We start from the raw sequence: 17,148 nt of genomic DNA on the forward strand, positions 1-17,148 counted from the left end.
CTTGAACTCTTCCGTGTACCGCTTGCTGCTCATAGACACCTCGACTTGGTCGCCAGTTTAAGGCTACGAAGTGTCTAGGAAGGCCGGGGCGATTCAGTGTGCCGGCCGACATCAAGCTCAAAGACCCCAAGGATTTCAAGCTGGTGGGCAAGCACGCGCCACGCAAGGACTCAGCGGACAAGATCAATGGCAAAGCGGTCTACACGCAGGACATCCACCTGCCCGGCATGCTGACCGCCGTGGTGGCCCACCCGCCGCGCTTTGGAGCCAAGGTGAAGTCTTTCAATGCATCGAAGGCCAAGGCCATCAAGGGCGTAGTCGAAGTCGTACAGATCCCGAACGGTGTCGCCGTGCTGGCCAAGGACACCTGGTCCGCCAAGAAGGGGCGCGATGCACTGCGCATCCAGTGGGACGAATCCAGCGCCTTCAAGCTTGGCAGCGAGCAGATCTTTGCGCGCTACCATGAGCTGGCCAAGCAGCCAGGCGCCGTCGCACGCAAAACGGGTGATGCCGATGCGGCCTTCGCGCAGGCCGCAAAAGTGATGCGTGCCAGCTACGACTTCCCCTTCCTCGCACATGCTGCCATGGAGCCGCTCAACTGTGTAGTACGGCTCGGCAAGGATGAATGCGAGTTGTGGAACGGCGAGCAAATGCAGACCGGCGATCAGATGGCGATTGCCGCGCTGCTCGGCATCAAGGTCGAACAGGTCAAGATCAACATGCTCTACGCAGGCGGCAGCTTCGGCCGACGCGGCAGCAAGGACTCTGACTACACGCTGGAAGCCGTCACCATCGCCCAGGCCATCAAGGGTCGCGCGCCGGTGAAGATGGTTTGGTTCCGTGAAGACGATATGAAGGCCGGCTACTACCGTCCGGCCTTCCACCACGTCATCGAAGCCGCGCTGGATGCACAAGGCCGCGCTACCGCCTGGCGCCATCGTCTGGTCGGCCAGTCCATCCTGACCGGTTCACCTTTCGCCGGCATGGTGCAGAACGGCATCGATCCAGTGTCGGTTGAGGGCGCTTCGAACCTGCCCTACGCCATCCCTGCCATCCAGGTAGATCTGCACACGCCCAGCGACATCCAGGTGCCGGTGCACTGGTGGCGCTCGGTAGGCTCCACACATACCGCCTACTCCACCGAAACCTTCATTGACGAGCTGGCCGTGGCAGCCGGTCAGGATCCGGTGGCCTACCGCCTCGATCTGCTGAAAAACCATCCGCGCCATACCGGCGTGCTGAAGCTGGCGGCCGACAAAGCCGGCTGGGGCACGCCCCTCGCACCGGGAGAAAATGGCGATCGCCGGGCTCGCGGCGTGGCTGTGCATGAATCCTTCGGCAGTTTCGTGGCCGAAGTCGCCGAGATCACCATCAAGCCCGATGGCAGCCTGCGCGTGGATCGCGTCGTGTGCGGGGTCGACTGCGGCATCGCGATCAACCCGGACATCATCCGCGCACAGGTCGAAGGATCGATCGGTTACGCCCTGTCTGCCGCGCTGTATGGCGCGATCACCTTCAAGGATGGCGCGGTCGAGCAATCGAACTTCCACGACTATCCGCCGATCCGCATCAACGAAATGCCTAAAGTCGAAGTGCATCTCGTCGCGTCCGGCGAGAAACCCACCGGGATTGGTGAGCCTGCCGTACCACCGCTGGCACCGGCCCTGGCCAACGCCATTGCGGCAGCTACCGGCAAGCGCCTGCGCGATCTGCCTTTCAAGACCGAAGGGCTGAAAGCCTGATGGACAGCATCGACCTTCAGGTGCTCTCCAGTGCACAGCGCTGGGCTCGTGAGGGCCGGCGCTTTGCCTGGGTTACGGTCGCCCACACCTGGGGCTCGGCGCCCCGCCCGCCGGGCGCCTGGCTGGTCGTTCGTGAGGACGGTCTGGTCGAAGGCTCGGTGTCCGGCGGATGCATCGAGGACGACCTCATCGCACGCATGCGCGAGGGGCGCCTCGGTGTGGAGCGCCCTTTCCCGCTGGTTTATGGCGTCACCAAGGAAGAGGCCGAGCGCGTCGGCCTGCCCTGCGGTGGCAAGCTGGAAGTGGTCATCGAGCCCTGCCCGGACCCGGTGATGCTCGATGAACTCGCCGCACGCTTGGCCGCACGGCAACTGGTCGTCAAACATGTGGACCTCACCAGCGGCCGCACCACGCTAAGCGAAGCACAACGCGGCGATGCCCTGCGCTGGAATGGCGAACGCCTCACCACCGTGCACGGCCCGCAATGGCGACTCCTGATCGTTGGCGCCGGGCAGATCTCGCGTTATCTCGCACAGATGGCCCTGGCCCTCGATTACGCCATCACCGTGTGCGATCCGCGCGAGGAATACAGCCCCGGCTGGGATGTGCCCGGCACGAAACTTGTCACCGCCATGCCCGACGATTGCTTGCTGGAGATGAAGCCAGACGCGCACTGCGCTGTCGTCGCCCTCACTCACGACCCCAAACTCGATGACATGGTGCTGCTCGAAGCCCTGCGCTCGCCCGCCTTCTACGTCGGTGCCGTGGGCTCGCGGTTCAACAACGAAAAACGTCGCGAACGCCTGATGAGCCACTTCGATTTTTCGCCAGAGGAACTGCAGCGCCTGCACGGACCGGTCGGCCTGCCGATCGGCAGCCATACACCGCCCGAGATCGCAGTTTCCATCCTGGCCGAAATGATTGCCGTGCGAAACGGCATCTCCCTGCCGCGATGGAGCGCCGCCCCCGCAGCTGCTTCCGACGCCCTCGCTTGCAGCATCGCCTGATCATATGAACAAGATCGTAGGCCTTCTCCTGGCGGCGGGCAGCGCCCGGCGCTTTGGCGGCAACAAACTGCTGCAGCGCCTGCCCGATGGCGAACTGATCATCGCCGCCAGCGCACGCACGCTGGCCACCAGCACAGACCGCTGCATCGCCTTGATCCGCCCCGATCAGCCCCAGCTACGCCACACGCTCACAAACCTCGGTATCGAATGCATCGAAGTCATCCATGCAGACGAAGGCATGGGCGTTACGCTCGCTAGCGGCGTGCAAGCCACGCACGAGGCTGCCGGCTGGCTGGTGGCGCTCGGCGACATGCCCTGCATCAAGCCGGACACCGTTCGTGCCGTCGCAAAGGCTATCCGTCTGGGGGCCGATATTGCCGCGCCATTCCATGAAGGCCAGCGTGGCCACCCGGTTGGCTTCGCCGCCCGCTGGGGCGAAGCACTTAGCGTGCTGACTGGCGATACCGGCGCGCGCAACATCCTGCGCGAGCAGGCCAATGCAATCGTACGCGTGCCGGTGAATGACTCCGGCTGCCTGCTGGATATCGACACGCCTGCCGATCTGCAGGCGTTGTCATCCACTCAAGGGTTCGCATGACGTACGCCTCTGCACGCCACCGCCTGCACATCCTGGCGCTCACTACCGCACTGTTTGCAGCCCCGCTTTTTGCTTGCGCTCAGTCAGTCGCTGCGCCAGGCAAGGACACCCAACCGATGAAAATACGTCTGCTCATCCATGGCCAAGTCATCCCCGCCACGCTCTACGACAATTCCAGCGCCCGCGACTTCTACACCATGCTGCCGCTCACGCTGGCGCTTGAAGACTACGCCGCCACAGAGAAAATCGGCTACCCACCACGCAAGCTCGACACCACCGCTGCGCCCGAGGGCCACGCCCCGGCAGTGGGCGACATCACCTACTACGCACCCTGGGGCAACCTCGCGCTGTTCCACAAGGGCTTTCGCTATTCCAGCGGGCTGGTGAGTCTGGGAAAGATCGAATCAGGTGTTGAGCTGCTCAGGCTGTCGGGGAAAGTTGCCGTAGTGGTAGAGCGGGTGGAGTAAGAAGCGGTTTACCGTCTTACGGTGAAGCCGTGATCAGGGCTCACGCGCTGCTCGGAAATGACCAAACGCAGAAGGGGCGCCTGGCGCCCCTTCCTGCTGATCAGCCCCCACTCACAATACGTAGGCCGAAACTTCGCTCTGCATCTTCCGCGCGAGTTCATCGAGCTCGCGTGCAGCCCCTGCACCGGAGCGGGCTGCCCGGGTGCTTTGCTCGGTCATCTGCGCGATGCGTTCCACGGCCTGGGCCACTGAGGTGCTGGCGGCACCTTGCTCACGAATCGAATCGCTGATCTCGTTCACCAGATGCACGGAAGCTTGCGCACTGCTGCTGATTTCGCGAATGGCCTCGCTGGCCTGGCTCGCGCGCTGCACGCTGCCACCCACTTCGGTCACCGCGTTGCGCATGCTCTGCGAGGCGTTTTGTGCCTGACTGCGCATGGTGTTGATGGTTTCAGTGATCTCGTGCGTGGAGCTGGCCGTGCGCTCAGCCAGCTTGCGAACTTCGTCGGCCACCACGGCAAAGCCACGGCCTTGCTCCCCTGCCCGCGCCGCTTCGATCGCTGCATTCAAGGCCAGAAGATTGGTCTGGTCGGCCACTTCGCGAATCACGCTGATCACCTGGGCGATCTTGCTGCTCTGGGTTTCAAGTTGTTCGATCAGGCCTGCCGAATCATCCACAAGCGAGGCAATCTTCTGGATATCCGCCACGGTTTGTTGAACGATGCGCTCGCCATTCATAGCCAGCTTGCCGGCCTGGCTGACCTGCTCGCTGGTCTGACTGGCGTGATCACCAATGTGGCTGACGCTCACCGTCAACTCCTCGATGCTCGCGGCGATGCTGGTCGCTGAACTGCTCTGGTCTTCAGCCGCACTGGCAACCTGCCTGGAGTATTCCGCGGTATTGACCGAAGCCGCCGTCACCTGATGCACCGAGCCGGAAACCGATTTGAAGCTGTTATGCAGCCGTTCAAGCAAGCGGTTAAAGGATTTTGCCATCCGCCCCAGCTCATCTTCACTCTGGTAATTGACACGGCGCGTGAGATCCAGGCGTTGCTCGATATGCTCCACGGTACTTTCCAGCGTACTGATGCCCAGTGTGATCGAACGAACGATCCACCAGCCAAGCATGGCCACCAGCGCAACGCTGGCAATGATGATGACGGTGTTGGTCGTCACGCCATTCTTGATGACTTGCTCAGCGTGGTTATTGACGGCATCGACCTGCTCATCATTGAGCTTGACGTGTGGCGTCACACCTTGCTGATTAACGCGGACCGCCACTTCACGCAGCTTTTTCAGCTCCGCTTTGGAAGCTTCGGCATTGTTGGCATTGGAGGCGGCGAGCACCTTCTCTGCCTGGTCCAGGTACTCCTTGAAAAGCTCCCGGTCCTTGGCAAGCATCTGCTTGTCCACATCATTGGTGACCAGTGTTTTTTCGTAGTCGTCCGCCAGCTCCATCAGTTGCGTCTTGAGTTCGGCAAAACGCTTGTCCTGATCTGCTTTGTCTTTGGGCGAGTCACTGGTGGCGTGCGTCAGCACGGCGAGCCGGATGTTGATGATGGCGCGCGTCATCTGGTTGAGCTTATAGACGCTCGGAAACAGATCCTGACGGATGTTATCCAGATCACCCTTCACGTTTGACGCGGTATAAAGCCCCGCAGCCCCCACGAAGATCACCGCTGCGACAGCCAGGGCAACGACGGACCAGAGCCTTTGAACAATACTGAGCTTCATTGTGTTCCCTTATAGCGAAAGTCTTTCGGCCCGAGCTTCAGCTTCGGGCGATGGCGTTAATCAAGGTAGCTCGATGATTTCGACCCAGTTCGGATTCTTGCCCATGGCATATTGCGCAAGCAGCGTCAGCTCGCCGCTCTGCGAGTCGATGCGATAGAGACTGAGCTGATGGGACTTCTGCCCCACGGCCAGCAGGAAGTTTCCGTCTGGCGAAAGGTTGAAGCCACGCGGCTGCGTTTCGGTCGGCCAGCTGCCGATCAAGCTCAACTCACCGCTCTTGGCATCCACACGGAAGCCACTAAGGGTGTTTGAGCCACGTTCGGAGGCATACAGAAAACGGCTATCTGGTGTCAGATGCAGATCCGCCGCAGCCGGTGTGCCGGTAAATTGCGCGGGAATGACGCTGGTGGTCTGCAGCAACTTCAGTTGCGGCGTATTGCTCGCGCGCTGCAACACATGCAGGCGGCCATCGAGTTCATCCAGCAGGTAGATGAAACGGTTGTCCTTGGAAAAAACAAAGTGCCGAGGGCCGGACTTGGCCGGCAAGCTCAACGCCGGTTCGCTGCTCGGTGTCAGCGCTCCCTTCACCGGATCAAAGCTGAAGCTCAGCAACTGATCCCCACCGAGCGAACTGGCATACACGATCTTGTTATCGGGCTGCGCCGTAATCTGGTGTGCCATCGGTGGCGTAGGCAGGATCTGGGTGGCGGCCAGCGGCACCCTGTTTTCATCCAGCGGACTCACACTGACCTGATTACCGCCATAGGAAGCGGCAAACAGGAATTTTCCACTGCGATCCAGCGAAATATTGGCCATGCTCTCGGGCAGCGGCGCCGAGCCATGCTCGCTGAGCTGGCCGCTCTTGGGATCAATCCGCAAGGCCACAACGCTGTAGGGCTTTGAGCGCAGGGCCGCATACAGCAACGCCTTGTCCGCCGAGATCGCCATCGGCATTACGGTGCCGCCCACCGGCATCGTCTGCAGGGCAACGAGCTGCCCATCACGGTTCAGGGAAAAAACCGAGATGTCCTTGGACTCCGCATTGGCGACATACACCACGGTCGCTGCCTGTGCTGCGCTGGCAGAAAAGACCAGCAAGCTGACAATCAATTTTCTGAACAGACCTGGATTGTGTGTGCGTGCGCGCATCGTGACGTCCCCGAGAGATTAGGCAGAAAGTGGTACGAACTTCCCCTAATACGGCAGAGGCGCTGCTTTCTTGAGATCAAGCGTGTGCTTTTTACACAGATGCGAGCGGGAGGTTCAGCCTGTGCCCATCCCTCGCACGGCAGATCCCGAAGACTGCCCGACGAGACATTTCTGAACGGCTCAAGGCGCGGTGGAAGGCGGTACTCGAGCGGGCGCCTTGCGCTCCCGGCGGCACAGTGCCTCCAGGGTCTCGCCGACACCCGCCTCCAACCCGGCAAACACGCCGCATGGCCAGGCCGAGCTGTCGTACTGCTCCAGATACCAATAAGGCGGCTCCGAAGCACAAATCTCCATGTGCTTCACTTGCCATGCACCTTGCGACTTGTGCAGCACCACCCAGAACATCTTGTCGAGCTCAGCGTTGCAATCGTCGGCCTTCGCCCAATCGATCCTTTTGCCCGGCGGACCAACAAGCTCCCCGACCAGCATCGCCCAGCCCGAGTCGATGTTGAGCGTGTCGACCCTGATGCGTACTGCCTGCCCCGCTTTCTCAGCCGCCATTGGGCGCGCAGCGTTGAGAATTGCCGCCCGCTCAGCCAGGCCATTGCCCCACGCGCCGCCGGCGAACAGCCCCCCGACAACCCACAACGCCATTACCCATCGACCCGCAATGCGCACCCTCAACCCTCCAATTCAATGAAGTAATAGCAGCCTGCCGGGAGCACTCAGCGAGGCATACGGCTCACCACCTCAGCGCCTCACTTCGGCGCACCGCCCTTGGCCAGCAAGGCATCGACGAGATGGCGAGCCGCCGGACCGGGCACGCCCTTCTTGAGGCGAATGACGAAGCTCGAAACGCTGGGCATGCGATCACGTCCTTCCCAGCTCTCCATGTCGAGCACGCACAGTCGGCCAGCCGCCAGATCCTCCTGCACCATGTGGGCGGGCAAGCTGCCCCAGCCAACGCCAGCACGCAGCATGTGCAGCTTGGCGTTGAGGTCGGTCACGTGCCAGGCGTCGAGCGCGTGCACGCCCAAATCGGTGCTGTCGGTCACCGTGATATTGCGCGTCCACACGATCTGCATCTGACCGCGCAACTGCCCTAATCCGATGGGGCCACGGATGGCGGCCAGCGGATGGCTGGGCGCTGCGACCGCGACCAGCGCCTGATCGACCAGCTGACGAGCCTCGAACTCATTGCCCAGCGACGAGATGGCAGCGACCACACCCAGCGTAGCCTGCCCGGCACGCACCATTTCGATGTCGTCGCCGAACGGCTTGACGGCCATGCGCACGCGTACCGAGGGATAGGCACGACGAAGGCTGTCGAGCGCGCCAATGACCAGCCCCTGATCGACAAACTCATTGACCACCAGCGAGACGGCCGCCTCAACCCCGTGAGCGAAACCCTCGGCATGGCGGTGAAAGTCGTCCAGGTCTTCCACCAGCAGTCGCGCGCGCGGTAACAGGCCGCGCCCGGCATCGGTCAGCTGGGGCCGGTAGTGCGCGCGGTCGAACAACACAAGGCCGGTTTGCTCTTCCAGCGCGCGAACAGCGTAGGTAATGGCCGACTGCGCACGCCCCAGCTTGCGGGCCGCTGCAGCGAAGCCGCCGCAATCGACAACAGCGATGAAAACCAGAAACTGATCCAGGGTATAGGCACTCACTCTATCTACCAATCTGAACAACTAGATCTGAATTATAGAGTTCTCATTCTCTTTTGTAGATGAAAAGATACGTTCACCCCAACATCTACAGGAGTCACACCATGGCATCAAACATTCAACCCACCGCCTCCAAAGGCATGCGCTTCGGCCTCTGGTTTTCGCAACTGCTGCTGGCGCTCGTTTACATGCCCGCCGGCCTGATGAAGCTGACCTCGCCGGTTGCGCAGGCGGCAACCCAGATTCCCTGGGCGGCCGACGTGCCCGAAATGTTCCTGCGCTTCATAGGCCTGGTCGATCTATCGGCCGGTCTGGGCCTGCTCCTGCCCGCCCTGACTCGCATCGCACCGCGCCTGACGGTATTCGCTGCGTATGGCTCGGTTGCACTGCAGCTATGCGCCTTCTTCTTTCACATCAGCCGCGGCGAGTACTTCGTCCTCCCGATGAACCTGCTGCTGATCGCCCTCGCCCTGTTCGTGGCCTGGGGTCGCACGAAGAAAGCCCCGATTGCCTCGCGCAGCGCCTTGGCTGTCGCGGCCTCTTGAGCCTCGGCGATACCTCCACCCCTGCAGCGAAGCCCATCATGCTCGACAAAATCATCCCTGCCCGGACCGATCCCGATACACGCATGCCGGTGTACTACCTGTCACACGGCGGCGGTCCCTGGCCTTTCATGGAAGGGCCATTCCGGGCGATGTTTACTCAGCTTGAGCGCTCCCTGCAGGACATTCCCCGTCAACTGCCCGCACCGCCACGCGCGCTGCTGGTCATCAGCGGGCACTGGGAAGAAGCGCAATTCACGGTCTCCACCGCGCCACAGCCGGGCATGATCTACGACTACGCCGGCTTTCCCGAGTCCATGTACCAGATTCACTACCCGGCACCCGGCTCGCCCGAACTGGCCGCACAGGTGGCCGCGTTGCTGGAAAAATCCGGTTGGCCGGTCGGTATCGATCCTGTGCGCGGCTTCGATCACGGCACCTACAGCCTGCTTAAGCCGCTCTATCCGGACGCCAGGATTCCCGTCGTGCAGCTTTCGCTGCGCTCGCCGCTCGATCCGGCCGAACACATCAACGTTGGGCGCGCACTGACGCCCTTACGCGACCAGGGTGTGCTGATCCTTGGCAGCGGCCAGAGCTTTCACACTATGCATATCCGTGGCACGCAGGCCCGGCAGGTCTCGGAAACGTTTGACGCCTGGCTGCGGCACAGCGTGCAGGCCGAACCCGATGCGCGCGCCGCCGCGCTCATCGAATGGGAGTTCGCCCCCAATGCACGCATCGCGCATCCGCACGCCGACCATCTGATGCCTCTGCACGTGGCTGTCGGCGCCGCCGGGAACGATCTGGCGAGCTGCGTGTTCAGCGACTACATCGCCGATCTCGCCACCTCAGCCTACCGATTTGGCAAGCATCTCGAGGACTCGACATTCGATACCCTGAGCCTGCATGAAAGACATCTACACCGCCACTAGGCATCACAAGCATGGCTAGCATGCACCGGAGGATTTCCCCATGAACACATGCAAACAGGCGCCCGGCGCTTTCATCCCCGTGATTGATCGCAACCGTTGCGAAGGCAAGGGCCCCTGCATCAACGTGTGCCCCTACCAGGTGTTCGAGATGTTCACGCTGCCACCCGAGGCGCGCGAAACACTGAGCCTGAAAGGCAAAATCAAGGGCTTCGTGCACCGCTGGCAGCAGGCCAACGTAGTGTTGGCCGAGCGCTGCATGGCCTGCGGGCTGTGCGTGTCCGCCTGCCCCGAGCAAGCGATCACGCTGGCCCGAAGCTGAAAGACTGCAGTGCGGGTTTTACGATTCAGGAAGAAGCGATCAATCTTCCGCTAGGGTTTGCACCCCACCCTTGAATCGGGGACCCCATCATTACCCTCCCGTACGCGGTGAAGTCAGTTGAATACCGTAGCGCAGGGCGTAGTTCGGGTGACGCTCAGCGGAATCGGGGGCCGGCTCGACACACCAGACAAAAGCCCCGGATTAAGGCGATACCTTCATCCGGGCTTGTTTTCGGATGGCAAAAGTAGGGTGCGCATTGCGCACCCTCTCGCCGGATCAACCACAACAAGGACTGCTCAAGAAGCTGGGAGGGATGGTCGTGAGATCCGCGTGCGCGGTGCGCACCCCACAAGGCTACGAATATCCGGGGTACGCGGTACGCCGGGCATTCATTCCGGGTTACGGTCTTAACTACATGAACATCCGATAGTCGTAGACGTCATTCACGATATCTGCTGACTGCTTCACCACTTCAGCAAAGACCTGAGAATAAACAAGCGTTACTGGCAGTGTTTTGTATAGCGTATTGTTGTTCCAGTCGACCTTGGTGAGGGCAAGAATGCTCGCGCATGTCGCATGCCATCCCCCTGCACCGGAGAAACGGCGCAACATTATCGGACTGGGAAGAGGTTTCAGCGGTGCTTCCTTGAAGACAGGCTGACTGGGTTTTTGCTGATTGATGCCATGGACAGACCCTTGTGTCCAAAGCAGACATTCGTTTTCAGTGAGCGGCTGATAAAGGCCGCGATCAACGGAATATCCTGCAGGGGCCGCGTTCTTGCTCCATTTGTCCGGCCCATCAATCTTTAGCCCATACCAATTGGTTCCGCGCATAATTTGAACCAGCTCTATCTCCATCCTCGATCCGAATGCATCGAATGCGCCCTGGATTTCATCCTCGGTGAAATGCGTTGTCTTGTGGACATAGATTTTCTTTGGCATGCGGCCATTATGCGAGTTTTGATAAAGCAGAAGGCTTTTCGATAGTACCGACTGCATCTCTTGATACGTCAGGTAAGGATTGCCTTTGCGATCGGTCGTGTACTCGCGCGTATCGTAGGCGATGAACTCGAAACCGGTGCCGTCCGGATCGAAGACCTGGCTGCAACAGGTGCTGTATTCCACACCGCTCTCAAGCTTTTTGATGGCGTAGCTAAGCCCGATATACGCCTCGTCTTTGTTCCAATCAGCGAGTTTCCACGGAATGCCGTTTGCCTTTGCATAAAGGGCGACACTCATTCCCCAGGCAACCTGCGCGCGGCACGTGCGTTCGAACATGCTGTCGTTGATGATCTGGATCGGAATGCCAAGCGGAGCAACCTTTGCTTTAATCCTGTCGTGAAGATTGAAACCTTCGTACAGATAAGATGCCTTCCAGGCTGCGGGCAAGTGGACGATCAAAACGTCGAACGTGTGCTTGAGTTTTTTCAGCGGAAGGATGGCCTGCAGTATCAAGTCAACTAACCCATGGCCATTTCCGGCTGCGGCCAGGGCATAGCACTCATTCGGTGTGGCAATGCGTAAAGAGTCAGTCGCCTGGACAAGTCTCGCCCGAAAAACTGTCTCAAACCCTTCGTATGCGATGTAGTAATTGGGGGCTTCACGCACTTGCTGCTTGTTAATCAATTCATTGGCGAGCTCATCAAGCCTAGGAAGGAGATCGTTGGGAGCAAGGTATGCAAGGCGAACCAGTTTTGGTGCGCCGATGTCGAGGCTGTAGGGGCCATAGTCCGTCAGGCCGCGCAACGGATGAGCGTGCGTTTTGCTTCCCGCGAAAAGTAGTTGCGGTTCTGGCAAGATGGAATTGGCTGGCAGCGCATTGGGGTCGTTAGACATTCTTGTCGCTCCTTCTGCTGAACGCCGAGCGCATGCTGATTTGAAATTGCGCAGAATGTTCGGTGTCTTTGTATGCAGTCACGCTAGCGTCGCCCTTACCAACACCACCGAGAAGAACTTCGATCCAAGCGCTGAGAAGGTTGGATGCTTGTTTGTTCCATCGGTATATCTTCTTCTTGCGGAGAAAGACCGTCGCTTCCTCGCGCATCTTGTTTGGAGAAATCCACACGTCAGGTTGCAGCAACAACCACAGTTGTCCGTCCCTTTCCTCAATCTTCAGCGAAACAGCCTCTGCCCAATACACATCTTTGAGGCCAGGAACCCGGCCATTAACAACGCCGTTGTGTAGCTTGCCGTCAAAGTCTTTCCTAGAAAGCGCGTCTCGCATAGATTTCAATGCATCGCTGTGGGCCTGCTCGTGGTGGGTGATGGCATACCAAGTCTTGTTTTGCTTACGCAACATGAGAGGCTTGTCGGCTACCAATGCGGTTGCAACGGTATGCTCCACCATCGACTTAAAGTAGGTTGAAGCGTTGATTGCATGAACCAAATCATCGATCTCGAATGACGTGATCGACTTCACCCGTTTGGGCTCATAAATCTTGGCAATCTCCTTACCGTCTCCCCAGAACAAAATGCGATCTGTGTGGCAAACCGAGCAAGGAGGTTGCTTCTCAAACAGGACGCTCTTCAACTCACCAATGTCCACAGCTCCGTCATAGTCGATCGTGCCGCAAGCGCTTGGAAATCCTGTGATTCGAAGTGCGTTCGTGCGAAGCATGGGATACGCGTTGCCTACAGGAGGCAGCGGAATTTTGACTTGTTTGGTAGTGGCGCTTCTGACCTTTGCGTCAACGTCCGGACTCTTCTCAGCGATCAATCTCCAGATTTTTGCCAACATCTCGTCGAACGTACCAGTTTCGACGATCCCGCCTTCAATGCCTTTGCTATTCGCATAGTCCATCAACTCACGCACTGGCGCTTCGACACGAGATATTTGGGTAACAGTCCAATACAAACCGTGGGGAAAAGCATTGTTCTGGTCAATCGCTTCCCGGAGCATTGCCATTACATTGCCGTCTCGCCCACTGTATCCGCTGACGATCATTCCGAAGCGAGAGGCGGCAGCCACAAGGCATTTCTGAATTTCACGATCATTGTGCAATAGATCGTCGCTTAGGTTCTTCACGCTCTGATAGCGAAAGTCGCCGTGAACTTTTGCGTAAAAAGGAAAACTCTCTGCGTTCAGCGCTTCAAGCGCTGCGTAAGAGCCTTCAAGATGAAAGGTCGTGAGATTTTTGCCTGCAATAGAAGCGTAAGCTGATTCGACGACCTCGTCGAAATTCGTTGTGAAGATGATCCGGGAAAGACCTAGATGGATGAGTGCTGCTAGCGCGCGGTGGCCGATCGTCGAGGAAATCTTCCCTGTCGCAAGCGCCTCATTGAGATACCTCTGTTGTGCGGCATAGTCTTTTCCAAAGAGCAGCTCGAAATAAAAGGAATATTCGGTTGGGTCCCAAAGAGGCGGAAAGCCTTTGCTAACCATGTACGCTTGTATGCGAGCTTGGACAAAGCGATTGCTCACGTCGTGTGCAACAACGTCCTGATTTTCCTGGGCGCAGTAGTATCGTCGTTTAAGGTCCCAAGTTAGGTCTGTTGCAGTCGGAAGGCCGGAACTACGAGACGCGCCAGCACCGAGGAACCACATTAGTTGCCGCCCGGTTTGGGCGACATGCTGACGGAATTCGATTTCATTGATTACTCGTGCCGGCATATTGAGCATTTCCTCGTTAAGTTGCAGAGCCTAAATGCTGCCAGGGCTAGTAATCCAACATTTAGCATCACACCCCTCCCCCTTCTTCAGCTCCCCAACCTTCCCCGCCATCGTCGGGTTCCCCCCGCGTCAGCCGCTTGATCATCACATCCTGCGCCTTGTCGTTCGCGAGCCGCAGATTGCGATCCGTGCCCAGCAGGGCTTCCTTGGTCTTCTGCAGGTGGTCGATGGATTTGACGATCTCGTCGATGACTATTTAGGACCGGAGTAAGGCGAGGTCGTAAGCACATCTGCATGCCATCTTACTCGCGCTCAGCGCGAATAAAGATTCGATGACTGCGTGAAATTCATGACAACCGGGACTTTGTTCACACCTCGAATTGCCGCAGCGCAGACTCCGGCACATGCAGTTCTTCGCGCTGGTGCGCCGGCCTGAAGGTGGGGCCGCCCTAGCAGAGGTGCGCAAGGCACCGGGCGAGCGCACTCATCAGGAATTCGCCGGCATCGAGCCGAAGCCTCCGGTGCATTGCAACGCTGGGGCTTGCATCGCTCAATCTGGCCAGCAGCCGAGTGCCGCTCACGTGCGGCAATGCGTGTTTGCAGAATCAGGCAAGAAAACCACCGGTCTGTGATACCGCCTCGAACTCGCATATTTCTAGACTTTCCCTATCGTCAGCCACGCATAGATCGGTTCGCGGGGTGTTCGACTACAGCCTTACCCAATTCACGGAGATCGTAAAAATGGGCATTCACATCTCGCGAAAGAAGTTCATCCAGAGTGCGCTTGTTGGCTGCGCTGCCTTGATGGCGCTTGCGCATTCCGCACTGGCCGCTAAAGCGGAAACCGAAAAGGGAAACACCATGCAATTGACACAGGAATGGGACAAGACCTTCCCCAAGAGCAGCAAGGTCGATCATCAGAAGGTCAGCTTCAAGAACCGCTATGGCATCACGCTGGCGGCCGATCTCTATCTGCCCAAGGATCGCGGCAACAAGCGATTGCCCGCATTGGCCGTAGGTGGCCCCTTCGGCGCGGTGAAGGAACAGTCTTCGGGCCTCTATGCGCAGACCATGGCCGAGCGCGGCTTTGCGGCGCTGGCCTTTGATGCCTCGTACACCGGCGAGAGTGGCGGCGAGCCGCGCAATGTGGCCTCTCCCGACATCAATACCGAAGACTTCAGCGCCGCTGTGGATTACCTCGGCCTGCATCCTGCGGTGGATCGCGAACGCATCGGCATCATCGGCGTCTGCGGCTGGGGTGGCATGGCCCTCAATGCCACGGCGGTAGACAAGCGCATCAAGGCGGTTGTGACCAGCACCATGTACGACATGACCCGTGTGATGTCCAAGGGTTACAACGACAGCATGGCCCTGGAGCAACGCACGCAAGCGCTGGAGCAGATGAGCCGCCAGCGCTGGGTGGATGCCGAAAAAGGCAGCCCCGCTTACCAGCCGGCTTACAACAGCCAGCCGGCCAGCGACGCACCGCAGTTCATGAAGGATTACTACGACTACTACGGCACCCCGCGTGGCTACCACAAGCGTGCGGTTAACTCCGGCAATGCCTGGACGCAGACCACGCCGCTATCGTTCATGAACATGCCGATCCTCAGCTACATCAAGGAAATCTCGCCGCGCCCAGTTCTCTTCATTCACGGCGAGAACGCGCACTCGCGCTACTTCAGCGAAACCGCCTATGCGGCCGCTGCGGAGCCGAAGGAGCTGCTGATCGTGAAGGGTGCCTCGCACGTTGATCTCTACGACAACAAGGCAGGCAAGATTCCTTACGATCGCATCGCAGACTTCTTCAGCAAGCATCTGAAGTAATGCCCCGGGGCCGAGCTGGCGCGCCTGGATGGCAAGCCGGCTCACAGGCCTCACGCCCTGAAGTATTTAGCGCTAAGTCTGCGTAGCCCGCCGCCTACAAGGCGGGCATGCCCCCTCAGTAGAGAAACCCCATGCCTCCCCTCCCCTCACAGTCTGCCCTCTCCGGCCTGACGGAGAAGCAGCGTCGCCACGCCGTGCTATCCATGTCCTTATGCGTGGCGATGCTGATCGCCGCCGAGTTCATGCCAGTGAGCCTGCTCACGCCCATCGCACGCGATTTGAACGCGACGGATGGACTCGCTGGTCAGGCGATTTCGATCTCCGGCTTCTTCGCGGTGATCGCCAGCTTGGGCATCGCGAGGCTCACTGCCCGCCTCGATCGCAAGCCGGTGCTGATGGCGCTCACGGCCGCCATGCTGATCTCGCTGGTGATGATTGCGATGGCGCCCAACTTCGGCCTGCTGATGCTGGCGCGCGCCTTACTGGGGATCGTGATCGGCGGCTTCTGGTCGCTGGCCACCGCAACCGTGACGCGCCTGGTGCCGCCCGATCAGGTCGCGCGTGCGCTGGGCACGCTCTACATGGGTAATGCGGTAGCCACGGCCTTCGCCGCCCCTATTGGCAGTTATCTGGGCGGCATCATCGGCTGGCGCGGGGTGTTCTGGGTGCTGGTGCCCATCGTTGCGCTGAACCTTGTCTGGCATTGGCGCAGCCTGCCAGCCTTGCCGCCACAGGTAGGCAGCGCAGCACTGGGGCCACTGGGCCTACTCAAACGCCGCAACGTGCGCTTTGCACTGCCGGCGGTGATGCTGACTTTCGCTGGCGCCTTCTCGGCCTTCACCTATTTTCGGCCCTTTCTGGAAACCCAGACGCATGTGAGCCTGCCCCAGCTCTCGATGCTGCTCTTCGCCCTGGGTCTGGCGGGCTTCGTGGGTACACGCGGCGCCAGCATCACGCTGGACAAACACCTCTATCGCCTGCTCGGCTGGTCACCCTTTGCACTGGCCATCGTGACGCTGGTGCTGCTGCAGGTCAGCACCTTGCTGTGGCCGGTGGCCATTGCGCTGTTCATCTGGGGCACGCTGTATTCCGCCATTCCGGTCGGCTGGTCTGCCTGGATGGCACATGGAGTCAGCGATCAGGCTGAGAGCGCAGGCGGGCTGATCGTCGCCGCCATCCAGCTGGCGATCCTGCTCGGCGGCGCTTTAGGTGGCCTGCTGCTGGATCACGTGTCGATTCAGGCAACTTTCGTCGGCAGTACGCTTCTTCTGGTGCTCGCTTCACTTATCGTGGGCAACGGCAAGCGCCTCCGGCCTGCGCTCTGAATACTTCAGCCGAAAATCCGTGATCAAGCCAGCCGGCTCATCATGTCCTTGATGATGGCGTGCTGAAAGCTCCACAAGCCGCCCACCTGCTGCGAGCGACCGACTTCCGACTGATTGATCGTTGCGTGCAAAGAGCGGCCGTTCATGGCTTACCTCCACGCTTGAGAGGGATTCCATGCCTGCACCTGACGAGCACTCTGGCCGGATGCATCCGCCGATTTGGCCGGGGCTC

17 protein-coding genes are annotated in these 17,148 nt (G+C 59.7%); 10 read left to right on the forward strand and 7 right to left on the reverse strand.

All coding sequences use genetic code 11. The annotated features are described in order from the left end of the window. The first annotated feature begins 98 nt into the window (after positions 1-98). The 4 genes from C0V76_RS18905 to C0V76_RS18920 are packed head-to-tail and all read left to right on the forward strand — an operon-like array spanning position 99 to position 3,814. Positions 99-1,742, forward strand: coding sequence for a xanthine dehydrogenase family protein molybdopterin-binding subunit (locus C0V76_RS18905; protein ID WP_101944472.1), 1,644 nt, complete (start codon positions 99-101; stop codon positions 1,740-1,742). Further along, entirely contained in the window at positions 1,742-2,749 is a 1,008-nt protein-coding gene (locus C0V76_RS18910; RefSeq protein WP_101944473.1) for an XdhC family protein, read from the forward strand. The genes C0V76_RS18905 and C0V76_RS18910 overlap by 1 nt, the downstream gene beginning before the upstream one ends. Positions 2,750-2,753: 4 nt before the next feature. Continuing rightward, on the forward strand, positions 2,754-3,347 hold the full coding sequence (locus C0V76_RS18915) for an NTP transferase domain-containing protein (protein WP_101944474.1): 594 nt from the start codon (positions 2,754-2,756) through the stop codon (positions 3,345-3,347). Next, positions 3,344-3,814, forward strand: coding sequence for a cyclophilin-like fold protein (locus C0V76_RS18920; RefSeq protein WP_254048303.1), 471 nt, complete (start codon positions 3,344-3,346; stop codon positions 3,812-3,814). Before C0V76_RS18915 ends, C0V76_RS18920 begins: the two co-directional genes overlap by 4 nt. A gap of 111 nt (positions 3,815-3,925) precedes the next feature. Here the strand turns inward: C0V76_RS18920 and C0V76_RS18925 are convergent, their stop codons facing one another. The 4 genes from C0V76_RS18925 to C0V76_RS18940 all read right to left on the reverse strand — a co-directional run bounded on the left by C0V76_RS18925 (position 3,926) and on the right by C0V76_RS18940 (position 8,364). Continuing rightward, a complete protein-coding gene (locus tag C0V76_RS18925; RefSeq protein ID WP_101944475.1) occupies positions 3,926-5,548 on the reverse strand; it encodes a methyl-accepting chemotaxis protein in 1,623 nt (540 codons plus the stop codon). 60 nt (positions 5,549-5,608) lie between these two features. Continuing rightward, entirely contained in the window at positions 5,609-6,697 is a 1,089-nt protein-coding gene (locus C0V76_RS18930) for a beta-propeller fold lactonase family protein (protein ID WP_101944476.1), read from the reverse strand. A gap of 180 nt (positions 6,698-6,877) precedes the next feature. Then, complete coding sequence (locus C0V76_RS18935) at positions 6,878-7,375, reverse strand: hypothetical protein (RefSeq protein WP_143707474.1); 498 nt, start codon at positions 7,373-7,375, stop codon at positions 6,878-6,880. 80 nt (positions 7,376-7,455) lie between these two features. Beyond that, a complete protein-coding gene (locus C0V76_RS18940; protein WP_158239296.1) occupies positions 7,456-8,364 on the reverse strand; it encodes a LysR family transcriptional regulator in 909 nt (302 codons plus the stop codon). A gap of 101 nt (positions 8,365-8,465) precedes the next feature. Here C0V76_RS18940 and C0V76_RS18945 point away from each other — a divergent pair, with 101 nt between their 5' ends. From C0V76_RS18945 to C0V76_RS18955, 3 genes are read left to right on the forward strand one after another with little or no spacing between them, the layout of a single operon-like run. After that, complete coding sequence (locus tag C0V76_RS18945; protein WP_101944479.1) at positions 8,466-8,906, forward strand: DoxX family protein; 441 nt, start codon at positions 8,466-8,468, stop codon at positions 8,904-8,906. A gap of 38 nt (positions 8,907-8,944) precedes the next feature. Next, the gene (locus C0V76_RS18950) at positions 8,945-9,835 is read left to right on the forward strand and encodes a class III extradiol ring-cleavage dioxygenase (protein WP_101944510.1); all 891 of its coding nucleotides are present in this window, start codon (positions 8,945-8,947) and stop codon (positions 9,833-9,835) included. A 40-nt stretch (positions 9,836-9,875) separates the two neighbouring features. Continuing rightward, on the forward strand, positions 9,876-10,154 hold the full coding sequence (locus C0V76_RS18955; protein WP_101944480.1) for a 4Fe-4S dicluster domain-containing protein: 279 nt from the start codon (positions 9,876-9,878) through the stop codon (positions 10,152-10,154). A 411-nt stretch (positions 10,155-10,565) separates the two neighbouring features. Here the strand turns inward: C0V76_RS18955 and C0V76_RS18960 are convergent, their stop codons facing one another. Both C0V76_RS18960 and C0V76_RS18965 read right to left on the reverse strand, forming a co-directional pair. After that, positions 10,566-11,990: a nuclease PIN gene (locus C0V76_RS18960; RefSeq protein WP_101944481.1), complete on the reverse strand. Its 1,425-nt coding sequence runs from the start codon at positions 11,988-11,990 to the stop codon at positions 10,566-10,568. After that, positions 11,983-13,764, reverse strand: coding sequence for an SIR2 family protein (locus tag C0V76_RS18965; protein WP_101944482.1), 1,782 nt, complete (start codon positions 13,762-13,764; stop codon positions 11,983-11,985). The genes C0V76_RS18960 and C0V76_RS18965 overlap by 8 nt, the downstream gene beginning before the upstream one ends. 404 nt (positions 13,765-14,168) lie before the next feature. On the opposite strand from C0V76_RS18965, the gene C0V76_RS19980 reads away from it, so the two are divergent. The 3 genes from C0V76_RS19980 (at position 14,169) to C0V76_RS18985 (ending at position 16,916) form a co-directional block, all read left to right on the forward strand. Then, positions 14,169-14,396 (forward strand): hypothetical protein, encoded by a 228-nt coding sequence (locus C0V76_RS19980; RefSeq protein ID WP_101944483.1) that lies wholly within the window; start codon positions 14,169-14,171, stop codon positions 14,394-14,396. A gap of 229 nt (positions 14,397-14,625) precedes the next feature. Beyond that, positions 14,626-15,591: an alpha/beta hydrolase gene (locus tag C0V76_RS18980; protein WP_254048304.1), complete on the forward strand. Its 966-nt coding sequence runs from the start codon at positions 14,626-14,628 to the stop codon at positions 15,589-15,591. Between the two features lie 131 nt (positions 15,592-15,722). Beyond that, the gene (locus C0V76_RS18985) at positions 15,723-16,916 is read left to right on the forward strand and encodes an MFS transporter (protein WP_101944485.1); all 1,194 of its coding nucleotides are present in this window, start codon (positions 15,723-15,725) and stop codon (positions 16,914-16,916) included. A 23-nt stretch (positions 16,917-16,939) separates the two neighbouring features. Here C0V76_RS18985 and C0V76_RS20360 read toward each other — a convergent pair whose 3' ends face one another. Beyond that, positions 16,940-17,062, reverse strand: coding sequence for a hypothetical protein (locus tag C0V76_RS20360; RefSeq protein ID WP_256376440.1), 123 nt, complete (start codon positions 17,060-17,062; stop codon positions 16,940-16,942). Positions 17,063-17,148: the final 86 nt, after the last annotated feature.

The sequence above is a fragment of the Uliginosibacterium sp. TH139 genome, assembly GCF_002855595.1.
GTDB lineage: Bacteria > Pseudomonadota > Gammaproteobacteria > Burkholderiales > Rhodocyclaceae > Uliginosibacterium > Uliginosibacterium aquaticum.

Coding starts and splice junctions, on each gene's coding strand:
- C0V76_RS18910 (WP_101944473.1), top strand. CDS start 1,742: ATGGACAGCATCGACCTTCAGGTGCTCTCCAGTGCACAGCGCTGGGCT.
- C0V76_RS18915 (WP_101944474.1), top strand. CDS start 2,754: ATGAACAAGATCGTAGGCCTTCTCCTGGCGGCGGGCAGCGCCCGGCGC.
- C0V76_RS18920 (WP_254048303.1), top strand. CDS start 3,344: ATGACGTACGCCTCTGCACGCCACCGCCTGCACATCCTGGCGCTCACT.
- C0V76_RS18925 (WP_101944475.1), bottom strand. CDS start 5,548: ATGAAGCTCAGTATTGTTCAAAGGCTCTGGTCCGTCGTTGCCCTGGCT.
- C0V76_RS18930 (WP_101944476.1), bottom strand. CDS start 6,697: ATGCGCGCACGCACACACAATCCAGGTCTGTTCAGAAAATTGATTGTC.
- C0V76_RS18945 (WP_101944479.1), top strand. CDS start 8,466: ATGGCATCAAACATTCAACCCACCGCCTCCAAAGGCATGCGCTTCGGC.
- C0V76_RS18950 (WP_101944510.1), top strand. CDS start 8,945: ATGCTCGACAAAATCATCCCTGCCCGGACCGATCCCGATACACGCATG.
- C0V76_RS18955 (WP_101944480.1), top strand. CDS start 9,876: ATGAACACATGCAAACAGGCGCCCGGCGCTTTCATCCCCGTGATTGAT.
- C0V76_RS18960 (WP_101944481.1), bottom strand. CDS start 11,990: ATGTCTAACGACCCCAATGCGCTGCCAGCCAATTCCATCTTGCCAGAA.
- C0V76_RS18965 (WP_101944482.1), bottom strand. CDS start 13,764: ATGCCGGCACGAGTAATCAATGAAATCGAATTCCGTCAGCATGTCGCC.
- C0V76_RS19980 (WP_101944483.1), top strand. CDS start 14,169: ATGCAGTTCTTCGCGCTGGTGCGCCGGCCTGAAGGTGGGGCCGCCCTA.
- C0V76_RS18980 (WP_254048304.1), top strand. CDS start 14,626: ATGCAATTGACACAGGAATGGGACAAGACCTTCCCCAAGAGCAGCAAG.
- C0V76_RS18985 (WP_101944485.1), top strand. CDS start 15,723: ATGCCTCCCCTCCCCTCACAGTCTGCCCTCTCCGGCCTGACGGAGAAG.
- C0V76_RS20360 (WP_256376440.1), bottom strand. CDS start 17,062: ATGAACGGCCGCTCTTTGCACGCAACGATCAATCAGTCGGAAGTCGGT.